This is a genomic window from Actinomyces culturomici (assembly GCF_900499005.1).
GTDB classification, from domain to species: Bacteria; Actinomycetota; Actinomycetes; order Actinomycetales; family Actinomycetaceae; genus Pauljensenia; species Pauljensenia culturomici.
The window spans coordinates 497,036-519,534 of record NZ_LS991317.1; the positions used below are offsets into that span (position 1 = coordinate 497,036).

General features: G+C 70.0%; 21 protein-coding genes and 1 pseudogene. 7 read left to right on the plus strand and 15 right to left on the minus strand.

Translation table 11 applies throughout. The features are described 5' to 3' along the window. The first annotated feature begins 176 nt into the window (after positions 1-176). A complete protein-coding gene (locus tag DY157_RS09300) occupies positions 177-1,253 on the plus strand; it encodes a PfkB family carbohydrate kinase (RefSeq protein WP_115728476.1) in 1,077 nt (358 codons plus the stop codon). On the opposite strand, the gene DY157_RS09305 is transcribed toward DY157_RS09300, so the two are convergent. From DY157_RS09305 to DY157_RS09330, 6 genes are all read right to left on the minus strand, one after another. After that, positions 1,193-2,944: an ABC transporter ATP-binding protein gene (locus tag DY157_RS09305; protein WP_115728347.1), complete on the minus strand. Its 1,752-nt coding sequence runs from the start codon at positions 2,942-2,944 to the stop codon at positions 1,193-1,195. The two genes, DY157_RS09300 and DY157_RS09305, sit on opposite strands and share 61 nt — an antisense overlap. Next, positions 2,941-4,659 carry an ABC transporter ATP-binding protein gene (locus tag DY157_RS09310; RefSeq protein ID WP_160159518.1) on the minus strand — a complete coding sequence of 573 codons (1,719 nt, stop codon included), beginning with the start codon at positions 4,657-4,659 and terminating at the stop codon, positions 2,941-2,943. The genes DY157_RS09305 and DY157_RS09310 overlap by 4 nt, the downstream gene beginning before the upstream one ends. 16 nt (positions 4,660-4,675) lie before the next feature. Further along, a complete protein-coding gene (locus DY157_RS09315) occupies positions 4,676-5,488 on the minus strand; it encodes an energy-coupling factor transporter transmembrane component T (protein WP_115728349.1) in 813 nt (270 codons plus the stop codon). Beyond that, positions 5,485-7,221 carry an ABC transporter ATP-binding protein gene (locus DY157_RS09320; RefSeq protein ID WP_160159519.1) on the minus strand — a complete coding sequence of 579 codons (1,737 nt, stop codon included), beginning with the start codon at positions 7,219-7,221 and terminating at the stop codon, positions 5,485-5,487. The genes DY157_RS09315 and DY157_RS09320 overlap by 4 nt, the downstream gene beginning before the upstream one ends. Next, entirely contained in the window at positions 7,218-7,805 is a 588-nt protein-coding gene (locus tag DY157_RS09325) for an ECF transporter S component (protein ID WP_115728351.1), read from the minus strand. Before DY157_RS09325 ends, DY157_RS09320 begins: the two co-directional genes overlap by 4 nt. Before the next feature lie 225 nt (positions 7,806-8,030). Further along, entirely contained in the window at positions 8,031-8,810 is a 780-nt protein-coding gene (locus tag DY157_RS09330; RefSeq protein WP_115728352.1) for an alpha/beta hydrolase, read from the minus strand. Positions 8,811-8,964: 154 nt separating this feature from the next. Between DY157_RS09330 and DY157_RS09335 the strand changes: the two genes are divergently transcribed. Both DY157_RS09335 and DY157_RS09340 read left to right on the plus strand, forming a co-directional pair. Further along, positions 8,965-9,261: a YtxH domain-containing protein gene (locus DY157_RS09335; RefSeq protein ID WP_115728353.1), complete on the plus strand. Its 297-nt coding sequence runs from the start codon at positions 8,965-8,967 to the stop codon at positions 9,259-9,261. Positions 9,262-9,268: 7 nt separating this feature from the next. Beyond that, on the plus strand, positions 9,269-10,414 hold the full coding sequence (locus DY157_RS09340) for a VIT1/CCC1 transporter family protein (RefSeq protein WP_115728354.1): 1,146 nt from the start codon (positions 9,269-9,271) through the stop codon (positions 10,412-10,414). A gap of 194 nt (positions 10,415-10,608) precedes the next feature. Here DY157_RS09340 and DY157_RS09345 read toward each other — a convergent pair whose 3' ends face one another. From DY157_RS09345 to DY157_RS09380, 8 genes and pseudogenes are all read right to left on the minus strand, one after another. Next, positions 10,609-11,100 (minus strand): hypothetical protein, encoded by a 492-nt coding sequence (locus DY157_RS09345; RefSeq protein ID WP_115728355.1) that lies wholly within the window; start codon positions 11,098-11,100, stop codon positions 10,609-10,611. A gap of 39 nt (positions 11,101-11,139) precedes the next feature. Next, positions 11,140-11,581, minus strand: a pseudogene (locus tag DY157_RS09350) (ISL3 family transposase); the annotation flags it as partial. A 16-nt stretch (positions 11,582-11,597) separates the two neighbouring features. Continuing rightward, positions 11,598-12,206 (minus strand): chloride channel protein, encoded by a 609-nt coding sequence (locus tag DY157_RS11890; protein WP_268876499.1) that lies wholly within the window; start codon positions 12,204-12,206, stop codon positions 11,598-11,600. Continuing rightward, positions 12,158-12,958 (minus strand): chloride channel protein, encoded by an 801-nt coding sequence (locus DY157_RS11895; RefSeq protein ID WP_115728357.1) that lies wholly within the window; start codon positions 12,956-12,958, stop codon positions 12,158-12,160. Before DY157_RS11895 ends, DY157_RS11890 begins: the two co-directional genes overlap by 49 nt. 64 nt (positions 12,959-13,022) lie before the next feature. Beyond that, positions 13,023-13,859: a class II fructose-bisphosphate aldolase gene (locus DY157_RS09365; RefSeq protein WP_115728358.1), complete on the minus strand. Its 837-nt coding sequence runs from the start codon at positions 13,857-13,859 to the stop codon at positions 13,023-13,025. Continuing rightward, positions 13,849-14,862, minus strand: coding sequence for a 1-phosphofructokinase family hexose kinase (locus DY157_RS09370; RefSeq protein ID WP_115728359.1), 1,014 nt, complete (start codon positions 14,860-14,862; stop codon positions 13,849-13,851). The genes DY157_RS09365 and DY157_RS09370 overlap by 11 nt, the downstream gene beginning before the upstream one ends. Before the next feature lie 97 nt (positions 14,863-14,959). After that, the gene (locus tag DY157_RS09375; protein WP_115728360.1) at positions 14,960-15,832 is read right to left on the minus strand and encodes an SIS domain-containing protein; all 873 of its coding nucleotides are present in this window, start codon (positions 15,830-15,832) and stop codon (positions 14,960-14,962) included. 48 nt (positions 15,833-15,880) lie between these two features. After that, complete coding sequence (locus DY157_RS09380; RefSeq protein WP_218938081.1) at positions 15,881-16,996, minus strand: amidohydrolase family protein; 1,116 nt, start codon at positions 16,994-16,996, stop codon at positions 15,881-15,883. Positions 16,997-17,291: 295 nt separating this feature from the next. Here DY157_RS09380 and DY157_RS09385 point away from each other — a divergent pair, with 295 nt between their 5' ends. Genes DY157_RS09385 through DY157_RS09400 form a run of 4 tightly spaced genes read left to right on the plus strand, consistent with a single transcriptional unit; the run spans position 17,292 to position 21,458 of the window. Continuing rightward, positions 17,292-18,620, plus strand: a complete 1,329-nt coding sequence (locus DY157_RS09385; protein WP_115728362.1) for an ABC transporter substrate-binding protein — start codon at positions 17,292-17,294, stop codon at positions 18,618-18,620. Further along, positions 18,617-19,537 carry a carbohydrate ABC transporter permease gene (locus DY157_RS09390; RefSeq protein WP_218938082.1) on the plus strand — a complete coding sequence of 307 codons (921 nt, stop codon included), beginning with the start codon at positions 18,617-18,619 and terminating at the stop codon, positions 19,535-19,537. Before DY157_RS09385 ends, DY157_RS09390 begins: the two co-directional genes overlap by 4 nt. After that, positions 19,534-20,481, plus strand: a complete 948-nt coding sequence (locus DY157_RS09395) for a carbohydrate ABC transporter permease (RefSeq protein WP_218938083.1) — start codon at positions 19,534-19,536, stop codon at positions 20,479-20,481. Before DY157_RS09390 ends, DY157_RS09395 begins: the two co-directional genes overlap by 4 nt. Positions 20,482-20,498: 17 nt before the next feature. Further along, positions 20,499-21,458: a carbohydrate kinase family protein gene (locus tag DY157_RS09400; RefSeq protein WP_115728478.1), complete on the plus strand. Its 960-nt coding sequence runs from the start codon at positions 20,499-20,501 to the stop codon at positions 21,456-21,458. 219 nt (positions 21,459-21,677) lie between these two features. Here DY157_RS09400 and DY157_RS09405 read toward each other — a convergent pair whose 3' ends face one another. Beyond that, entirely contained in the window at positions 21,678-22,490 is an 813-nt protein-coding gene (locus tag DY157_RS09405; protein WP_115728364.1) for a DeoR/GlpR family DNA-binding transcription regulator, read from the minus strand. Positions 22,491-22,499: the final 9 nt, after the last annotated feature.

Sequence of the window (22,499 nt, forward strand, 5' to 3'; positions counted from 1 at the left end):
TCTCGACGCCGAAAGGTAATGCTTTCGGCGGAGCAACGTCGCCTGCTTGTGCGCGATCCTGAATGCGCATCGCCCAGCCCGCGCGCGGCCCTCCCGGGTCGCGCCGCGCCGCGCATTCCGGCCGCCCGCTCGAGCCCCTCCTGCGCGTCGGTCGCCGCGCGGGCGACAATGACCCCATGCACGCGCTCCTCGCCGGACTCACGACCCTCGACGTCCTCCACGCCCTCGACCACGAGCCGGACACGACGACGAAGACGACCTCGATCGACCACGCGATGACCGCCGGGGGTCCAGCGACGAACGCGGCCGTCACGATCGCGGCGCTCGAATCCCTCCGGCCCACCCGGCCCGGAGCCCCGGCCTCGTCGATCGACCTGCTCACCGCGATCGGCGAGGGGACGATCGCGAGCGTCGTCGCCGCCGACCTTGAGGAGTGCGGGGTGAGCGCGCTCGACGCGACCGCGGCCGACTCGCCCGTGCGCGAGCCCGCGATCTCCTCGATCGTCGAGCATCCGAAGGGCCGCATGGTCGCCTCGACGAACGCGCGGATCGAGGTGGACGCCTCGCTGGGGGAGGCGCTCCTGGGCGCCGCCCTCGAGCGCAACGGTTCGCCCGACGTCGTCCTCGTCGACGGGCACAACCCCGCCCTCGCCTCGCTCGCCCTCTCCCTCGGACTGCCCGACGCCGGCCCCGACGACGACCCCTTCGCCCGGCTCGAGGCGCGGCCCTCGTACGCGCGCGTCCTCGACGGCGGGTCGTGGAAGCCGTGGTTCGCGCCGCTCCTCCCGTTCGTCGACGTCGCCGTCGTCTCCGCGGACTTCCGCCCTCCGCTCCTCGAGCGCGCCGAGGGCGAGGGCATCGCCGACTTCCTCCGCGGCTTCGGCATCACCCGCACACTGCGCACCCGCGGCCCCGAGCCCGTCCAGTGGTGGTGGGGCGGCGCGGCGGGGGAAACCCCCGTCGACGAGGTCGAGGCCGCCTCGACCCTGGGGGCCGGAGACGTCTTCCACGGGGCGTTCGCGTGGGCGCTCGGCGTCCTGCACGAAGTGGGGCGGCCGCTTCCCGCTTCGCCCGAGTCCCTCATCCGCTTCGCCTCGCGCATCGCGGGAGTCTCGACGACGCTCTTCGGGACGCGCTCGTGGCGGGCGGATCCGCGGATCGCGGACGCCGTGGCGGAGTTTCTCGCCGATGATCAGGCGGGATTCGGCGCGTCCGACGCGGCGGAGAGGCGCCAGCGCTCGACGCATGACTGATCGTCCCAGAATTCCCGGTACGTTCCGCCCGCGGCGTAGAGATCATCGTGGGTGCCCAGCGCCTCGATGTGGCCATCGCGCAGCACGGCGATCCGGTCGGCACGCCGGATCGTCGACAGACGATGCGCGATGACGAGGACGGTGCGGCCTCTGGACAGGGCCTCCAAGGCGGATGTCACCGAAGCCTCGTTGATGCCGTCCAAAGCGCTCGTGACCTCGTCGAGCAGCAGCACAGGGGAATCCTTGAGGAACGCTCGGGCGAGTGCGACCCGTTGACGCTCGCCTCCCGACAAAGCCGACCCCCCTTCGCCGACAAGCGCGTTCCAGCCCTGCGGCAGGCGGTCGACGACTTCGGTGAGTCCCGCCCGATCCGCCGCGAGCGCGACCTCGGCATCGGTGGCGTCCGGGCGTCCGATCCTCACGTTCTCTTCGATCGACGAATCGAAGAGGTAGACGTCCTGGAAGACCATCGAAATGCTTCCCATGAGGTCGTGGATACGCGTGTCCCGCACGTCTGTTCCCCCGAGGCTGATCGTGCCCTCGTCAACATCCCAGAATCGCGCGATCAGCCGAAGGAGTGTCGACTTCCCAGATCCGGACGGTCCGACGAGGGCCGTTACACATCCCTCGGTGATGTCGAGACGCATGTCGCGGATCACGGGATGCCCCTCCGAATAGGAGAAGTCGACATCCGCGAAGCGCGCGCTGAACGGCGCCCGCGGGACTCCCGCGTGCGGCGCCTCGGGCTCAGGAAGGGTCTTCGTGAAGATGATCGACGAGATGAGGTCGAGGGCGGTCCTTGCTTCATGGAGGGGGTCGACGTAGAGGGCGAGCATTCCGACGGGTTCCGCGAAACGAACCGACATGAGCGCCAGCGCGATGAACGTCGTCGGAGACAGGTCGCCTCCGAGCAGATCGAATGCGCCGATCCCGAGAGCGAGGACGAGGGCGATCTCGACGCCTGCGTGGAATACGGCTCCCGCGGGGCCCTTCGACAGCCCGGCCGAATCGGTCGTCTCGTGCTCGCGGTCGAGGGCGGCCTCGAGGGGCGCCCAACCGCCCGCAACGGAATCGGTGGCGCGCAGTACCGGCTGCAGGTGGACGAACTCGATGATCCTCGAGGAGAGAACCTCCATGGCCTTCTCCTCGGCGCGGTGCTTCTCCACCGTCGTGCGCCCGAGGAGACGGAGCGCGTATGCGGCGACTGGAAGTGCGAGCAGCAGACTCGCCCCCATTTTCCAGTCGTAGATCAGCGTCGCGATGAGGAGCGAGGCCGCAGTGCCCGACATCGATGCGAGTTGCGGCAGGACGATCGAAGGCAGATGGGAGAGGAGGGAGATGCTCGTCGAGGTCGCTGTCGTGATCCGCCCGGTGGACTCCGCCTGGAACCACCCGAGCGGAAGCTCCTGCAGCCTGGCGCCGACCTTGCGGATCAGAGTCCCGCACAAGTCGAAGGCCGAGACCTTGAACGCGATGAGTGAGCCGGTGATCGAAGCGCCGACGGCAATGCCGATGGCGACGACGAGGGCCGAGAAGCAGCGCGGATCGGGTGATCCCGTGAGGAAGCCCTCGAGGAACGGGATGAGGAGGATCAGGGCGACGCCCTGGAACACCCCACCGATGAAGTGGGCGACGAGCAGGGCCTTGAGGGGCCGCGTTGTGTCGAGGAGGGTGAAGAGTTGGCGGATCATCGTTGGGCCTCCCACATGTTGGCGTATACGCCCCGATTCGCGAGGAGCTCGGCGTGCGTTCCGGTTTCGACGATGCGCCCGCCGTCGAGGACGAGGATCTGGTCGGCGTCGACGATCGTCGCGAGACGGTGGGCGATCACGATGGTCGTGCGCCCCTGCGCGAGAGTTCCGAGGGCCTCCTGGATGCGACGTTCGGAGTGCGGATCTGCCTGCGCGGTCGCCTCGTCGAGGAGCAGCACCTGGGACTTCGCGAGAAACGCTCGTGCGAGGGCGATCCTCTGGGCCTCGCCTCCGGAGAAGTGGACGCCCTCGGTGCCGACGACGGACTCGTAGCCCTGCGGCAGCTCGAGGATGCGGTCGTGGATGCGGGCGTTGCGGGCGGCCGCCATGATCTCCTGGTCCGTCGCCGAGGGCCGGCCGAGGCGGATGTTCGCCTTGACCGTGTCCGTCAGCAGGCCACCATCCTGGAGGACGATCGCCAGCCGGGAGAGCAGATCCGAAGAGGCGAGGCCCGTGATCGGCGTGCCGGCCAGCAGGATGCGTCCTTCGTCGACATCCCAGAAGCGGGCGATGAGTTTGACGAGAGTCGACTTCCCCGAGCCGGACGGGCCGACGACCGCCGTCACCTTACCCGCGGGGAAGCGCGCGCAGATTTCGCGCAACGCCCAGGGGGCGCTGGGCGCGTACCTGAAGGAGACGTTCTCGAAGACGACATCGGGTTCTGCCCCGGCCGGGATCTCCAGTGGAGTCTCCGCTTCGGCCAGGGGGGCCTCCTCGAGAAGAGCACCGATCCGTTCGGCGGCGTCCTTTCCCTTCTGGAGAAGATGGAATAACGGGATGACATTATTCAAGCCCGATGGAAGCGTGACTCCGACGAGGAGGAAGGGGACGATGAGAATCGGTTCGATGAGCCCCGCATCGGTGAGCAGCCAAGCGCCGCCGATGATCGGGATAAGCATGCCCGCGGGCGAGATGAGGGCGTGCATGACGGCCATGGGTCTGCCCGGTCCTCTCATCCACTCGTACGAGGCGTTCGTGTACCGGTCGAGGGCGTCGGAGAAGCGGTGGAACAAGGTCCCCGAGAGACCGAATGCCTTGACGGTGGCGATGCCGTCGGCGAGTTCGATCGTCGACGAGGCGAGGTCCTTCTCCGCCTCATTGAAAACTTCTATCGATGAGCGAGGGCTGGCGAGCATCGAAAGGGCGAAGAGAGTGAGGAGGAGGACGAGCCAACCGACGAGGACGAGGGCGTAGGGCCACGACAGGACGAACAGAAGGGCGGATCCGAGGAGGAACGTCCCCGTCGCGTGCCCGAGATCGGTTCCCGAGTGGGCGATGATCGTATGGATCTTCGTGACGTCTTCGGAGATCAAGGTGCGCACGCGACCGGACGACTCGACGGTTCGCCACCCCAAGGGCAGGCGCCCCAGGTGGTGGGCGATGCGCGCGCGGAGGTCGTGCCGGAATCTCGACTCGGCGATGTGGGCGTACCCGGTGGCCCCGTGGACGAGGATGTGGGAAACGGCGAATCCCAGGGCGATCGCGCCGAGCCAGAGCATTGCGGTACGCGCGGTGAGCCTCCCGTCGAGGGCCTGCCGGGAGAGTTCGGTGACCGCGATGGGCGGCAGGAGGGTGAATCCCGATGCGATGAGGCCGACGATGAATACCATCGCCATCATGCGGGAGACGGGTCGGAGAACTTCGGACAGCGTCATTGGAATGCGAGCTCTTTCATGCGAGGTCGTGCTGGATGGAGAATCCCGCGTACCAGAAAGCGTGGACGAGGAGGGCTGTTGCGGCGAGGGAGACGAGAAGGACGGCCGTATCGCGTTTTCGCCATGAGAATTCGGTGCGTTCGGTGCGGGTCGCGTGAGCGCCGAAGGCGCGGGCGTCCATCGACATGGAGATCCTCTCTGCATGGCGTACCGCCGCCGCGACGAGGGCGGGGGTGGAGCGGAGCCAGCGAGTGATCCGGCCGAGAACGGGGAGGTCGAGGGATGCCCCCCGTAGCAGGTGCGCTTCGATGATGTGGCGTTGCTCCCGACGGAGGGCGCGGGGGAAGCCGAGGGCGGCGATGCCCGCCTGCCCGATCCGATTCGGCATTTTGAGATGGACGACGAGGGCCCGAACCGTGTCCTCGGGATCTGAGAGGAGTCCCGCGCTGAGGAGGAGGGCGAGGATCCCGCCGACTCGTGCGGTGAAGTTCAGCGCCCCGTCCCACTGGGTGACGCTGAAGTAGGGGAGGTGATGAAGGAGGGCGGTCCGGTCATGGCCGATGTCGGTGGTTGACGCGAAGCCGAGGGTGAGGGCCGTCGTGAAGATGAGGAGTCCGAGGGCCGATGCGCTCCCGCGTCGGGGCTGAATGACGATGAGGAGCGGAATCGTCGCGAACATGACGAGTGCCCCCACCTCCCATGTGTGGGAGGTGGCGATCGCCGCGAGTGGCGCAATGACGGCCGCCATCGGCGCGAGCGGGTCGAGGCGCAGCACTCCTGCGAGTCCGTCGCGCTGAGGAGGGGGCGGGGGGATGAAGGGGCCGCTCATGACGCCGCCCTGTGGAGTTCGGCATCTTCCGGGAGGAGCCACGGCGGGACATTCGCGCCTCGGGCGCGCGCCCGTTCGGCGAGGATCGCCATGGGCGTGGGTCGTAGGCCCGCTGAGGTGAGGAGCTCGTTGTCGGCGAGGATCGTCCGGGCGGGTCCGTCCGCGAGGATCCGCCCGTCGGCGATCAGAACGACCCGGCGGGCGTAGGCCGCTGCGAGCGCGAGGTCGTGGGTGGCGAAGACTACTGAGCCGCTCGAATCGGCGAATGCGCGCATGTGATTCATGAGGACGTGCACATGTCGTTCGTCCTGGCCGAAGGTCGGTTCGTCGAGGAGGACGAGCTCCCGGGGGACCGTGAGTGCAGCGGCTACGGAGAGTCTGCGCTTCTGCCCGCCGGAGAGCGTGAAGGGATTGCGGTCGGCCAGAGCGGCGAGCGCGTAGTCGTCGAGCATTCGGGCGACTCGCGCGTCGATCTCCTCCTGCGGGCGTCCGGCGAGCCGAAGGGAGTGGCTGAGTTCGTCGCGCACAGAGCCGGTGACGAACTGGTGCTCGGGGTTCTGAGTCACGAGCGTGCGGGATTCCGCGAAGCGTCCTCGTCCTCGTCCTCGTTCGGCGTGGGAGATGACGCGCCCCGATGAGGGACGCTGAAGACCGACGAGAGTGCGAAGGAGCGTGCTCTTTCCCGATCCGTTGCTTCCGATCAGCGCGATCATCTCATTGGAACGGATGTCGAGATCGATGTCGCTGAGCAGGGGGATTCCGCGATGGCTGACGCCGAGTGCGCGCGCTTCGAGGACTGCGGGAGTGCCGTTCGACGGATCCGTGCCCGACCTGTGCGCGGCGTCCGGCTCGTCGGGCGGCGGAGCCGCGGGTTCGATCGGCGACGTCGGACCGAAGAGGTCGAGGAGAGCGCGCGTGGTCGCCTCGGGGCCGATCGGAGGAGGGGTGAGTCCGAGGCGCAGGCCGAGGTCGACTGAGGTGGGAACCCGGATTCCCGCGCCGATGAGACGGGGGGCCCCGTCGCCGAAGACGGTGCGGGGATCGCCGTCGGCGAGGAGCCGTCCGTCCCCGTCGAGGGCGATGACTCGGTCCGCGAGGTGCGCGAGGTCGTCGAGGTTGTGCTCGACGACGAGCAGGGACGTGCCCTCGTTCTTCAACGCCGCGATCGCGACGTGGAGGTCGTGGGCCGCCACGGGGTCGAGGTTCGCGGTCGGCTCGTCGAGGACGAGGATTCTCGGGCGCTGTGCGATGGCGCAGGCGAGGACGACGCGTTGGCGCTGGCCCCCCGAAAGCGTCCACGGGTCGCGGGGTGCGAGGTCGACGATCTTGAGGAGTCGTAGGGCGGCCTCGGCTCGCGCATCGATCTCGCTCCGAGCCAGGCAGAGATTCTCGAGGGCGTAGCAGACCTCGTCCCAGACGGTGCGGCGCACGATCTGCGAATCGGGGTCCTGCATGACGAGTCCGACGAATTGGGCGAGGGGGGCGATGTCGCTATCGGCGACTTCCGTACCGTTGACGAGGATCGAGCCCTTGTAGACAGAGGGGATGGAATGGGGAATGAGTCCGTCGATGGTGAGGCCGATTGTTGATTTTCCGCATCCGGAAGGGCCGATGAGGAGCGTCATGCCGCCTGTGCGCAGGTCCAGGGTGAGTGGGGCTTCCGGCACCCACTCGCCGCTTCCGTGATAGCGGATCTGAACGCTCGTCAGGCTGGCGAGGGGCGAGATGCTCACCGTTGAACACCGACGCCCGCGCGTTGGAGGGTCCGGCGCAGGAGGAGGCTCAGGAAGAGGACGATGAAGCAGGAGACGACTGCGAGCAGGATTCCCGCGACGTACTGGACGGGGGTTTGAACGATCCCGTAGGCGCCGCCGTACATGGCGGCGTTGAGGCCTCCGAAGACTGTTGCGCCGATGGCGTGGGCCCACCAGGTCCACTTCTTGTAGAGGAGAAGGGCCATCGGGATCTCGAGGAAGAGCGCGCCGATGACGTTCCCGATGATGGCGGTGGGGCCGAGCGGGGTGGTGAAGGTGCAGATGATCCCCATGATCAGACCGGCGATCAGGAATGCGCCCGGTTTGGGAACGAGCAGCCCGGGGAGGAGGTAGGCGATGTACCAGGCGCCCATGGTGGCGCACATGATGAGAATGGCTTTCGGGGTCGTGGCGAAGGCCGGGGTGAGGATCGACAGTGGAACGACGATGAGTGAGCCGACGACTGCGAGGGCCGCGATGGTCATGAGATTGCGGGTGCCGAGGGCGGAGTCTCGCAGTCCGCTGCGCTTCGAGGTGTGGATTTCGGTGATCGCTTCTGGCATGACGACTCCGGCAGGTTCGTAGAGAAAATTAGGTAGCCCTAACTAAAATGAGGGTGGCACGATGCTAATGAAGGCTGTGCGGTAAAGTCCAGCCTCGTGTGAGGGGAGACGCGAATCCGGTCGACGGAATGCCGGGGCGGAGCCGAACCCCCTCGGCCCGGTTACCGCGGGATCTGACGTCGTTCGTGCGGAACTCACGACGACGGGTGAGGAATGCCCCGCGCCTCAGCGCTGCGGGCGCACGACCGGGACCCAGCGGTGGGCCCACTCGAGGGAGGGCGCGTCGAGCGCCTCGACCCTCTCGCCCGCGCCGAAGCGGGCATTCGACACGATCTCGACGCGCGAGCCGTCCGGCAGGAGGTGGAAGGCCTCCTGAGTAGCGGCGACGAGGCCGAGCTCCTCGTCGACCGAGTCGTGGATGATGAGCGTCGGCTGCTCGAGCCCGTCGAGGAGCTTGTGCGCGTCGCCGAGCGACAAATCGACGAGCGTCTGCTTCGAGATCGTGAACTGGCGGCGCATCGAGCCCGAGTCGTCGGGGATCGAGGTCGCGCCGATCTGCTCGAGGTCCCCGAGCTGGTCGTCGGAGAAGATCTGGGTCCAGTCGATCGACATCGGGCCGATCGTCGGTGAGGAGAGGACGTAGGCGAGGACCGCCGTCGGACGGGCCGTGAGGGCGACCGTCGCGCCGAAGGAGTGCGCGTGGACGAGCTGGCGCCCGAATCCCTGATCGGCGAGCCAGCCGGAGGCCGCGCGCAGATCCTCGACCTCGGCGTCGAGCGTGATGATCTCGTCGCCGGACGCCCCGTGACCCGAGTAGTCGAACTCGAGGGTCGCGTAGCCCGCCGCCCGGTAGAGGCGCCCGAGTCGGTCGAAGTGCTCCGCCGAGTGACGGTCGGCGAGGAAGGAATGGGAGAAGAGGACCGCCGCGTCGCCCGAGTCCACGGGGTTGACGAATGTCCCCGCCAGCGTCACGCCGCGGGGGGTCGGGATCCTCGTTTCCACCACGCGTTCACGGTATCCGCCCCGCCCTCGTCGTGCGAGTGCTTTCTCACTGGGTGCACGTGTGTGAACTTCCCGGTCCGGCTCGGGCGGTCGCATCCGCGACCGGTAGGCTGGACCCCTGAACGGGCGGTGCGCCGCCCCCGATGAAGGAGGGCCCATGGGGACCAGGATCGGCATTCTGCTCGGCCTCGGAGCCGGATACGTCCTCGGCACTCGCGCCGGCCGCGAGCAGTACGAGAAGATCCGCGAGACCGCCACGAAGGTCCGTCGACTCCCCGTCGTCGCCAAGCCCCTCGACCGCGCCGGCGAGCGCGTTTCCGACATGGTCCGCGCTCAGGGCGAGCGCGTCACCGACAAGGTCGCCGACGCCGTCAAGGAACGCCTCTTCGGAGCCCCCGCCACCCCGAAGGTCGTCGACGCCGAGTCCGATACGCCTTCCTCCTCTGCCCGCTGACCGGAAGATGTCGACCTTCACCCCGATCGACGTCCCGAAGGATCGGCCCGAGCCGACCCGCGCTCAGATCCGCCGCTGGCGCCGCCACCTCGCCGAGGAGCGCATGGAGGCGCGCACATACCGTTCCCTCGCGGAGCGCCGCACCGGCTGGGAGCGCGAGGTCCTCCTCCAGCTCGCCGACGCCGAGCGCCGCCACGAGGAGTACTGGCTCGCCCTCCTCGGCGACCGCGCCCTGCCCGCCCCGCAGCCGCGCCTGCGCGTCCGCATCAGCGCCTGGCTCGCCCAGATGTTCGGGACGATCTTCATCCTCGCGATGGCCCAGCGCGCCGAGCAGCGCACGACCTACGACGCCGACGAGGACGCCCCCGCTCAGATGGCCGCCGACGAGCACATCCACGGCGAGGTCATTCGCGGCCTCACCGCGCGCTCGCGCGAGGCGCTCGCCGGCACGTTCCGCGCCGCGGTCTTCGGCGCGAACGACGGACTCGTCTCGAACCTCGCCCTCGTCCTCGGCGTCGCCGCAACCGGCATGAGGCCCAGCCTCGTCCTCGCGACCGGCGTCTCCGGACTGCTTGCAGGCGCCCTCTCGATGGCGGCCGGCGAGTGGGTGTCGGTCCGCTCCCAGCGCGAGCTCCTCGACGCGTCGATCCCCGACCCGGAGGCCCATCAGGCCGTTCCCGCGCTCGACGTCGACGCGAACGAGCTCGCCCTCGTCTTCCGTGCCCGCGGCGAGTCGCCCGAGGCGGCCGACGAGCACGCGGCCCGCGTCTTCTCGCAGATCGCCCGCCCGGCGGGCACCGAGTCCGGCGTCATCGCGGTGCGCGCGGCCCTCGAGGGCGGGATGCCCCCGGTCAACGGCGCGACCGAGCAGGTCGGGACGCCGTGGCACGCCGCGGCCTCCTCCTTCTGCTTCTTCGCGATCGGCGCGTTCTTCCCTCTCGTCCCGTACCTGCTCGGCCTCACGGGCGTCACCGCGATCGCGGTCGCGGCGGGCGTCGTCGGCGTCGCGCTCCTGTGCACGGGCGGCGTCGTCGGGATCCTGTCGGGCCAGTCGCCGGCGCCGCGCGCGCTGCGCCAGCTCCTCATCGGCTACGGGGCGGCGGGCCTCACCTACGGCCTCGGCCTCCTCTTCGGCACCTCGACCGCCGGCTGACCCCGCCCTCTGCCCCACTCACCGAGAGCATTACTTCTGCGCGTCGAAAGCATCACCTTCGCGCGTCGAGGGGATGCGGGAGGACCGTTCTTCTCCTGAAGGACGCGGCTCAAGGCGCATGATTCCGTGCCGGACGACGCGCCGCCTCGCGGCCGAGGGCGCACGACCTCGTGAAGAAGGCCAACGCCCAAGGCCTACAACCGGACGGGGTATGGCCTCGCCGAGGCCCCTCCTGCCCCCGTCCCGAAACGCCCGGCGAGCGCTGACCCGCACGTCGGGCACGCCCCCGACGAGGTGAGCCGGTAGTCGCTCACCTCGAACCAGTCGCGACGGATCAGCGCAGTGCCGCACGCGGTGCACCGCGTCGTCGACCCCGCGGGGTCGCGGACGTTGCCGGTGTAGACGTGGTGGAGTCCGACCTCGAGGGCGATCTCGCGCGCCCGTGTGAGCGTCGCCGCCGGGGTCGGCGGCGCGTCGAGCAGCCGGTGCGCGGGATGGAAGGCCGTGAGGTGGAGGGGGACGTCGGGGCCGAGCTCGCCGAGGATCCACTCGGCCTCCCCGCGCAGCATCTCCTCCGAATCGTTGTGCCCCGGGATGAGGAGGGTCGTGAGTTCCATCCACGTTCGCCCGCGCGCGCCGATCCGGCGGATCGTCTCGAGGACGTCGGCGAGCTCCGCGCCCGTCACCCGCCGATAGAAATCGGGTGCTCCTGACTCTTCCGTGGGTCATGGTCGGCCGGGGAGGGTGGGGCGGTGGCCGCCGAGGGTGAGCATGGCCAGGGCTATGAGGGCTTGTGGGGACCGGAACCCGAACGCGACGCGGGTGATGAGTCGGATCTTGGTGTTGACGGACTTGATACGTCCGTTGGAGAGGCCGTGCTCGATCGCGGCGAGGATCCGGTCGTGGTGTTTCACGATCGAGCGTTGGAGTTTCACGAAGGCGGGGATACGACATCGCCTGGCCCAGGAGATCCACCGGTCCAGTGCGTCGATGGCTTGCTCGTAGGGCAGCTTGAACACGACGTAGTCCTTCTTTGAGGAGGTAGGCGCGGTGCAACCGAGGGTCGGTCTGCGCGATCCAGGCGAGCTTCGCGGTCTGTCTCTCGGTGAGATCCTCGGGGTTCTTCCACAGCGCGTAGCGTGAGTTCTTCAACCTGCGGGCCGCGCCGGGGGGCGCCGGGCGGTCATGGGCGGTCTCCGCCGGCTGGGGAGGAGGCGCCGGGGACGAGGGCGGCGGCGTCCGGTCCGAGCGAGCGCTCGAGCAGCGCCTGGTAGATGGGTGGGACGCGCAGGGCGTCGGCGGTGAAGATCGCGAGGAGGACCACGGTGGCGACGGGCAGCAGATGGCCGAGCGATCCCGTCATCTCCGCGGTGAGCAGGATCGAGGTGAGCGGGGTGCGCACGCTGGCGGCGAGGACGCCTGCCATCCCGCAGACGGCCAGCGCGACCCGGAGGTCCGCCGACAACCCGAGATCGTGGGCGACCAACGCATAGCCGACGCCGGTCAGTGTGCCGATCGCGAGGATCGGCATGAAGATGCCGCCGGGAATCCCCGACCCGAAGCTCACGCCGGTCAGGACGAACTTGAGAAGGAGCAGCGCGAGGACGGATCCCAGCCCGACGGAGCCGATCTGGGCCCAGTGGATGAGCTCCTCGCCCCCACCGAGAACCCGGGGGGCGAGAAGCCCGCAGGCCAGCGCGGCGAGCATGGCGATCAGGACGGGCAGCGGGCCGGGAAGCCGGGTCATCGACTGGCAGGCCAGGAGCGATCGGTTGACCAGCGCTCCGACCAACCCGGTGAGGACCCCCAGCGGGAGAACGACCCAGAGCAGAGAGAGAGGGGGATCTCACTGGATCCGTCCCCGGGGGCGCTGAACTGGAGGAGCGGGCGCGACCCGAAGACGAGGGTGGACGCGACGTCCGCAGCCAGGGCGCCGGTGGCCGCCGAGGCGATGATCAGGGGCGAGAAGGAGCGGTGGAGGCCCTCCATGGCGAACAGCATGCCGGAGACGGGAGCGTTGAAGGCCGCGGACAGGCCGGCGGCGGCACCGCTGGTGATGAGGTGATCGGTCTCCTCCTCGCTGGCGCCCAGCGGCCGGGCGAGCAGCTGTCCGACGGCCGCGCCCAGATGGATCGAAGGGCCTTCGCGCCCCAGCGAGAGACCGAAGAGGGATGCTCCGGTCCCGCCGACGAATCGGGCGGCCAGGACGCGGACGGGCCGCAACGGAACGCGGCCCGTCAGCCTGCCGGCGACCTGGGGGATGCCGGAACCGGACGCCGTGGGCTCCCATGCGACCAGGCGCCAGGCGACGGTGGCGACGGCGAGGGCGGCGACGAGCCAGACGAGCAGCCAGAGGGGGTGGTGGGCGATCGTCTCATCGGCCGCATGCGCGAGTCCCGTGCCGCGGGCGATCGCCGCGCGGTACGCGACGCTCACAGATCCGGCCGCCAGACCGGCCACCAGGCCGTTGCGGGCGATGCGCCATCGTCGCGAGGAGAAGAGAGAGCGGACTCGTTCCACCAGAGAGCGCCATCCGCTTGCCATGCCTCCATTGTGCACGGGGTCGGGGCCTCGTCCGGATCTCCTGGACGGTGATGACGGGAGAGGCTCAGCACTCGTCGTAGAGGCGGAGGAGGCGAGCGACCTCGGCGCGGACCGCGTCCGTGCCCGGGCCGATGTACCGGCGGGGATCGACCAGCCCGGGCTCCGTCGCCAGCGTCTGCCGGACGGAGCGCGTGAAGACGACGTTGAGATGGGTGGAGACATTGATCTTCGTCATTCCCGCCCGGATCGCCGCCCTCATGCCGTCGTCGGGGACGCCCGAGGAGCCGTGGAGGACCAGGGGGACGGGGACGGCCGAGCGGATCCGCGCGATGAGGTCCGTGTCGAGCACGGCGTCGCGGGTGGCCATCGCGTGGGAGGACCCCACCGCCACCGCCAGCAGGTCGACGCCGGTGTCGGCGACGAACCGCGCGGCGTCCTCGGGCGAGGTGCGCGCCGACGGGTCGTGGACGCCGTTCTTGCCTCCGACCTCGCCCAGCTCGGCCTCCACGGAGACGCCCGCCTCATGGGCGAGGCGCGTGATCGCCGCGGTCGTCGCGCGGTTGCGCTCGTCGGGGAGCTTCGACCCGTCGTACATGATCGACGTGAACCCCAGGTCGATGGCCTCGCGGCACAGGTCGGCGTCCTCGGCGTGGTCCAGGTGGACGCCGACGGGCACGGAGCAGGCGTCGGCCAACTCGAGCAGCGCGCGGCCCAGCGGGCGCAGGCGCCCGCCGTGGTAGGCCACCGCGTTCTGCGACAGCTGGAGGACGACGGGCAGGCCCACGTCCTGGGCGGCGTCGGCGAATGCCTCTCCGTGGTCGAGGAGGACCACGTTGAAGGCGCCCAGTCCGCGCCCCCTCCGGGCGCATTCGCGGGCCAGTCGGGCCGTGTCAGCGAGCATGGGACATCCTTTCGATGACGATCTGGGGGAGGAGGGCCGCGCGGACGGCCGGGTCGATCTCTCCGGCGACGGGGCGGACGACGGCGGCTGCGGAGGTGGCGACCGCGTCGCGCAGCGCGTCCTCCCAGTCGAGGGCGTCCCACGCCCTGTGGGCGTCGGCCCTGACGAGGGCGTCCCCCGTCTCGGGAGCGCCGGACTCCCCGTCGGCGGACGTGGATGCGCCGGCCAGGTGCCGGGCGAGCGCGGCGACCGCCGCGTCGCCCGCGCCCGTCGGGTTGCCCTCGAGCGCTCGGGGCAGCCGGGCGCGCAGCACGCCGCCCAGCGTGTGCCTCTCCATGCCGCGCGCTCCGAGGGACACGACGACGCAGCGGGTCCCGCGCGCCAGGAGCGCGCGGGCGCCCTCGTCGATGGTCCGGGCCCCCATCGGGGCGGTCGCGGAGAGGAGCTCCTCCTCGTTGGGTTTGACCACGTCGGCGTGGGCGGCGGCGACGAGCAGGAGCGGCCCGGAGGTGTCCGCCAGGGTGCGGGCGCCGGCCTCGCGCGCGGCGGCCAGGAGGACGCTCAGGCTCTCGGCGTCCGTGCCCGGAGGCAGGGAGCCGCTGAGCGCCACGACATCGCCGGGGCGCGCGCAGTCGGCCACCAGCCGGGTGAGGTCCGCCCAGGCGCTCGCGGGAACGGGGGCGCCCGCCTCGTTGAAGACGGTAGCGTCGCCGTCGATGATCGCCACGGACCGGCGGGTCTCCCCGGGCGCCTCGATCCAAGTCGAGCGGATCCGGGGGGAGGCCTGGGCGAGCAGATCCCGGACACGCGCTCCCGTCCCCCCGCCCAGGAAGCCCGCAGCGGAGACGGGCACGCCCATCTGGTCGAGGACCCGCGCCACGTTGAGCCCCTTGCCGCCGGGGCGTTCGGCGACGTCGGCCACCCGGTGGGAACGGCCCCGCTGCCAGGCGGGCACGCGCCAGGTGAGGTCGAGTGCCGGATTCGGGGTGATGGTCCAGATCATGGGGGCTCCTGGAACGAGGGCGGCAGGGCGCGCCCGACTGGAGGCCCGCGGTGGCGGACCTCCGGATCGGCGGGGTGGGGGAGTGCGGGACGGCGACTCAGCCGAGGATCACGGACCGGGTGAGATGCCGAGGGGCGTCGGGATCCAGGCCGCGAGCCTCGGCCCGCGCGACGGCCATGCGTTGAGCCAGGACGAGGTGGGCGAGGGGATCGCCCAGGGTCGGGACCAGCTCGGCGCCGAACGCCGCGACCTTCTCCGCGACGCCGTCGGGGGCCTCGCCGAAGATCCAGACCAGGCGCCCCGGCTGGGCGATCGCCATCGGGCCGTGCCGCCATTCCATGGCCGGATAGGCCTCGGTCCAGGACTGCGAGGCCTCGCGCAGTTTGAGGGCGGCCTCGTTGGCCAGGCCGATGGTCCATCCCGTGCCGAGGAACGTGATCTGGTCCGCCTCGATCCATGACGCGGGGATCTCGCGGGTCAGCGCGGCCTCCGCCTCGCGGGCGGCGGCCTCGACGTCGTGCCCGAGCGAGGACAGCATCCACGCCAGGGCGGTGGTGGCGAACCGGGTCTGGACGACCGACGCCTCATCGGCGAAGTCGAGGACGACCTCGGCGTCGACGAACGGCGTGGCGGGGCCGTCGCCGACGGCGGTGATCAGCAGGGCGGGCGTTCCGGCGCTGCGGAGCGCCCGCGCGAGGTCCACGATCTCGGTCGTCGTGCCCGAGCGGGACAGGAGGACGACCCTGTCGTAACGGCGGTCCGCCGGGAACTCGGTGGCCGTGAAGGCGTCGGTGGTCCCCAGCCCGGCGCGCTCGCGCGCGGCGGCGTAGGACTGGGCCATGAACCACGAGGTTCCGCATCCGACGACCGCCGCCGGCTCGCCGACAGCGGGCAGCCCCGTGGTCGGCAGGGCGGCGGCTCGACGCCAGGTCGCCGGCTGGCTGAAGATCTCGTCGAGGGTGGCAGACATGGCAGAGGTCCTTCTGTTGGGTGGATCGGTGGATGGGGGCGGCGGCGGTCAGCGGGGATCCGCCAGACCGAGGACGCGGCGGGCGTTGCCCGCGTAGAGTCCGGGAAGAAGCGCGGGATCGAGGTCGGCGCCGGAGATCGCCCACCGGCCCTGCGGAGGGATCTCGTCGTCGGGCGAGTACTCGAAGGACTCGTCCGCCGTCTCGAGGAAGCGGAAGTAGGTCTCCAGCGAGCGGTGGTCCACGGGATAGGCGTCGGTGCCGAACAGGACGCGGTCGGGATGGTCGCGGACGAGCCGGCTGAATCGTCGGGGCTGCCGTCCCAGTTCGGCCAGCCGGCCGGCGATGTCGACGACGAGGTTCGGGGCGGCGGCCAGGAGCCGGTCGACGCGGTCGAGGTCCTCGGCGGCGCAGCCGACGTGCGCGCCGATGACCCGCGTGCCGGGAATGGCGGCGAGCAGGGCCTCGAAGGCGTCCAGCAGGCGGTCGAAGGACGGATAGCGGGTCCGGTCGGCCCGCGACCACTCGGGCACCGAGGCGAGTTCGTCGAAGCGCTCGTTGCGCGCGTCGATCGGGTCGAAGAAGGCCTTGGGATCGGCGATGTGGACGAGGACGGGGAGGCCGAGCTCTCCGGCGAGCGTGAGGATCTCGACCACCGCCGGATCGTCGGGCATCACGAGCGTCCCGGCGCCGTCCACAACCTCGAGGCCGAGGTTCTTCCAGACCTTGAGGCCCCGGGCGCCGCGGTCGGCGGACTCGTGCAGTTGCGAGGAGAGGGTCCGCAGGCCGTCCGGCTCGGACAGCAGGTCCCAGTCGGCCTGGCAGAAGGTGAGGAAACGCCCCGGGTGCGCCAGATCGTATCGCTCCAGGTTCGCCGTGAGCTCCGCGCCCCACAGGCCGTCCAGATTGACCATGGTCTGGACGTTCGTCTGGTCCATGAGGTCGAGGAGCGCCCCGACGTCCGGCGCGCACCAATCCGGCGTGAGCCAGCGTCCGAGGTGGTTGTGGACGTCGATCGCGGGAACGCTCGCCTGCGCCACCGGAGAGCGGGAGGCCACCAGCTGGGATCGGGGGGTCCATTCGACGAGCCTGAGATCCGGCGTCTCCGGGGCGGCGGCGGGCATGGAGCGCCCCTCATGGCCGGGAGGCGTGGAAGCGACGGACATCGAGACTCCTGACAGGACAGCGTGGGTGTGAGGCGGCCGGCGAGGCTCGTCCGGGAGCTGCTCGCACCGCCAAGCATGACAAGCTCTGACCCGTCCGTTCATCAAATAGATCAAATCGCTCAACAAAACGAGCGATATGACCAGATTGGATGACGGCGACGTTGAGCGCCGTCACACTATGAGGGGAAGCGGGCCTCCTCGCCCCACATCACGGCCTGGTTGCGCCGGGCAGAGACGGGCTGCGGCCGGCCGGGACAGGCGAAGAATTGATGGTCCAATCAAAGGGGAGATCGTCATGAACCACAGCACACGACCAGGACGCCGGTGGGCCTCCTCCATGGTCACTGCCGCCGCCCTGCTCGCGGGGACCGTGGGGCTGTCGGCCTGCTCCTCGCAGGACCAGGGCTCCGCCGCGCTGGATCCCGACGCCGACGTCACGTTGACGTGGTGGACCGGGCAGAACGACCAGGCGGAGACGATCCTCGAGGGACTCGCCGAGGAGTTCCACCAGGACCACCCCAACGTCACCATCAAGGTCTCCTCGGGCGCGTCCTCGACCGAGGACCTGCTCCAGAAGCTCTCCTCCTCGTTCGTCGGGGGAACCTACCCGGACATCTCCTATGCGTTCGGATCCTGGGCCAGCGAGCTGGCGGGGTCCGGGCGGACGCTGGACATCTCCGACAAGGTCTCCAACCCGGCCGTCGGATGGGACCAGTTCTCCCAGGCCGCCACCGCCACCGCCCAGCCCACCGGCGAGGCGGTCATCGGGTTCCCCTCGGTCGTCGACAACATCTCCTTGATCTACAACAAGACGGTCTTCGATCGGGCCGGTGTCGCCTACCCCACCGACGACTGGACCTGGGACGACTTCAGGACGGCGGCGCAGGAGCTCACGGACCCCTCCACGACGACCTACGGCTACGCCTACTCGGTCTCGGGCTCCGAGGAGACGACGTGGCAGTTCTGGCCGCACCTGTGGCAGAACGGCGGGCAGATCCTGGACGAGGCCGGCACGACGGCCACGTTCGACTCCCCGGTCGGCGTCCAGGCTCTGACCTTCCTGCGGGACATGGCCGTCGAGGACCAGTCCGTGTACCTGGACCAGACCGACACGAAGTTCGGCCAGATCTTCGCCAGCGATCAGATCGGCATGATGACGTCCGGGCCGTGGATGCTCTACGACCTGCAGAAGGCGGGAACGAGTTACGGCGTCACCCAGCTGCCCGGAACGGACGGCCGCCACACCACCATCTCCGGCGCCGACCTGTGGGTCCTCTTCGACCACCAGGACGCCAATCGCTCCCACTGGGCCTACGAGTTCACGAAGTGGCTGACCGACCCGGCCCAGGACGTCCGATGGAACGTCGCCTATGGCAACCTCCCGCTGCGCGAATCGGAGATCGACTCGCCCGAGTTCCAGGAGCAGGTCGCCGCCATGCCGGGCCTGGACGTCATGGCGAAGAACAGCCAGAACGCGACGATCCCGCGTCCGACGGTCCCCGGGTACGTCAGGCTCTCGGAGGCGGTCGGAACGGCGATCTCGGAGGTCCTTCAGGGCCAGGGCGATCCCACGGAGAAGCTCCATGAGGCCGCGACGGAATCGACGGAGGCGTTGTCCCAGTGACCATCGCACAGCCGAAAGCGCCGAGCGATCGCGCGCTGAGCCGGCGCCATCTCGGCGAGACGCTGGCGGGCTGGGGGTTCACGGCCCCGGCCACGCTCATCGTCCTGGGGCTGTCCATCTTCCCCGCGATCTGGGCCCTCGTGCTCTCGTTCCAGAAGTGGAACGGGTTCTCCCAGGCCGAGGGCGTGGGGGTCGCGAACTACCAGGGGATGCTCACCGATGCGGAACTGAGGTCCGCCGTCGGCCACACCCTGGTGTACACGGCCCTCTTCGTCCCGGCGTCGGTCCTGCTGGGCCTGGTCCTCGCGGTGGCGCTCAACCGGAAGATCCGCTTCATCGGGATCTACCGGACGCTGATCTTCGTGCCCTTCGTCGTGTCGGCCTCGGCGACGGGCATCCTGACGACCTATCTGTTCAATCCGCAGTACGGGCTGGTCAACAACGTCCTGAGAGCGGTCGGCCTGCCGCCGCAGGGCTGGCTGGAGAACCCGCATCAGGCGATGCTCGTCATCGCGATTATGTCGCTGTGGGGCCAGGCCGCCTTCACGACGGTCATCTACCTGGCCGCGCTCCAGGACATCCCGGCCGAGCTCACCGAGGCGGCGCGCGTGGACGGCGCCACGAAGTGGCAGGCCTTCTGGCACGTCACGTTCCCGCAGTTGGCGCCCATCACGGTGTTCGTCGCCATCTGGCAGACGATCGGGGCGATCCAGTTGTTCGACGTCGTCTACACGACGACGCGCGGCGGGCCCCTGAAGTCCACCCAGACCGTCGTCTACTACCTGTGGAAGAAGGCGTTCACCGAACTCGACTTCGGCTACGCCTCGGCGGTCGCCTACGGGCTGTTCTTCGTGACGCTGGCGCTGACCGTCGCGGTCGCGGTGTATTCCCGGAAGAAGGATGTGGGCGGGCTGTGACGATCACCAGGGAGGCTCCCTCAATGGATGCCGGCAATCAGACGGCCCCCGCCGTGGACGTGCTCCGCGCCACCGGGGCGGACGGCCCGCGAGACGCCCGCCCCGGTGGCGCGGCCCCGCGGAGGAGGCGCCGCAGCACGGAGTGGCGCTGGCACCTGGTGCTGGCCCCCACGGCGCTGGTCTTCTCGATCCCGTTCGTCGACATGTTCCTGACGTCGCTGACACCGGAGTCGGAGCTCAACCGCTTCCCCCGCAGCTTCATCCCCTCGTCCTTCACGTTCGCCGGATACGAGAAGCTCTTCGGGACCACCGACATCCTGCACTGGCTGGGCAACTCGTTGATCGTGTCCACGACCTCGGTGATCTCGCAGGTCGTGCTGTGCTCCCTGGCCGGCTACGGGTTCGCGCGCCTGAAGTTCCCGGGCCGCACGCTGGGGTTCCTGGGGATCATGGGAACGATCATGATCCCCACCCAGCTGCTGATGGTCCCGATGTACGTGATGTACGCGCGGGTGGGCCTGGTCGACACGCTCGGCGCGGCGATCGTGCCCTGGCTGGCGTCGTCGTTCGGGATCTTCCTCATGAGGCAGTTCTTCCTCTCGATCCCCCAGGAGATGGAGGAGGCCGCCCGGCTCGACGGCTGTTCGCGCCTGCGGACCTTCTGGCACGTGATCCTTCCTCTGGCGCGGCCCGCGCTGGCGACGCTGGCGATCTTCGCGCTGCTCGATTCGTGGAACGATCTGGTGTGGCCGCTCATCGCGATCAACGACGACTCCTGGTACACGATCCAGTTGGGGATCGCCAACTTCCAGGGAGGGCGCCGGACGGATTGGGCGCTCCTGATGTGCGCGAACGTGGTCGCCACGTTGCCGCTCATGCTGTTCTTCACCGTGGCGCAGAAACAGTTCCTGGCCACCATGACGTCCTCGGGAGTGAAGGGATGAGGAGGGAGGTGCCGGGGATGGGGAGCGCCGAGGCGCGCCCGGTCGTCGTCGTCGGCGATGCGAATCCGGACCTCGTGGTCCGCGGGGACGTCGTCCCGCGCTTCGGCCAGGCGGAGGTGCTCGCCGACTCGGCGGATCTCGCGGTGGGAGGGTCGGCCGCGATCGTGGCGATGGGCCTGGCGCGGCTGGGCGTGCCGACCTCGTTGATCTCACGGGTCGGCGCGGATGTCTTCGGCGGCCTGGTGAGCGACGGGCTCCGGGAGCGCGGCGTCGATCTCAGGCACCTCGGCGTGGATCCCGACGTGCCGACGGGCCTGTCCGTCGTCTTGTCGAGGCTGGAGGACCGCGCCATCCTGACGGTGCCCGGGACGATCCCCCTGCTCGACCCGGCGGACGTGGAGCGCGCGCTGGAGGCGCTTCCCGAGCCGGGGCACCTGCACGTCGCCTCCTTCTTCCTGCAGCCGGCGCTGGCGAGGGGTCTTCCGCAGATTCTCGCCCGCGCGCGCGAAAAGGGGTGGACGACCAGCCTGGACACGAACTGGGACCCGTCGGAGCAGTGGGAGGGCGTCGACGCCGTGCTGGGAGGTGTCGATGTCCTGTTGCCCAACCGGAACGAGCTGCGGGCGATCGGCGGCGCGCTCGGGGGCCCCTCCCCGCGGGACGACGCCGGCATGGCGGCGTGGATCGCGGCGTTCGGCCCGACGGTGGTGGTCAAGGACGGCGCCGAGGGCGCCTGGTCCGTCGGCCCGGACGGCGTGACGGTCCGCGTGGCCGCGTTCGATGTCGAAGTGGTCGACACGACGGGGGCCGGGGACAGCTTCGACGCGGGCTATCTGGCGGCCTGCGCCCATGGGGTCCTCGATGAGCGCACGCGGCTGCGGTGGGCGGTGGGAGCCGGATCGCTGTCCACGCGCGGGACGGGCGGCAGCGATCGCCAGGCGACGCAGGAGGAACTCCTCCGGCTCCTGGCGGGCTGACCCGACCGGTGAGGCCGGTGCCGGTTCCGGCCCGTCTCTCACCAGGCACCCGATCGGGCTTCGTGCCGACCAGGGTCGGCGGCCCTCACCCGTGCCGACGGAGCCGTTCCGCAGTCGGGATCGACGAGGGCGACGCCCCTGCGCGGACCCCTCGTCCCGTGAGCGGGATCGCCCTCGTCAATGGGCTGCGGTCGCGGGACCTGGCGGCACGGCGCCGGATCACGCCCGGGCGAACTGGACGTCGACGCCGGCCGCCTGGATCGCGGCGATCTCGGCCGGATCGGCGGACTCGTCCGTCACCAGCACGTCGACCTCGTCTAGATCGGCCACCTTCGCCAGCGTGGCGCGCCCGACCTTCGATCCGTCGGCCACGACGACGACGCGTTCCGCGCGGGCCACCATGGCGTGGTTCGTTCGGGCCTCGGTCTCGTCGTAGGTGGTGGCCCCGCCGCGCACGCTGATCCCGTCGGTGCCCAGGAAGGCCGTTCCGAAGTTGATGTTGTTGAAGGTCGCCTCCGAGATCGCTCCGACGGCCTCCAGGGAGCTGGACCGGACGGCTCCGCCCGTCATGATGACCGTGACGGTGCCATGGGTGGCCAGCTCGGTGGCCGTGGTCAGCGAGTTGGTGACGATGGCCAGCCCCGGCCGTTGGGCGAGCGCCCGGGCGACGGCGGCGGCGGTGGTGCCTCCGCCGATGGCCACCGAGTAGCGTCCGTCGGGGATGAGCCGTGCGGCGTGCTGGGCGATGCGCATCTTCTCGTCATGGAACTGGGCGTCGCGCAGAAGGACGGAGACCTCGTTCATGTAGTCCAGGGCGCAGGCCCCTCCGTGCGTGCGCACGATGAGGCCGCGGTCCTCGAGGGCCGTGAGGTCGCGTCGCACGGTGGCGGGGGAGACTCCCAGATCGCGGACCAGTGCGGCGAGGTGCACCTCGCCGCGGGTGTTGACGGCGTCGAGCAACCGGGACATCCGGTCGGTGCGTTTGGCGGAACCGGTGCGGGTCTGATCGACTGCTGTCTGCGACGATGTCATCGAGGTCCT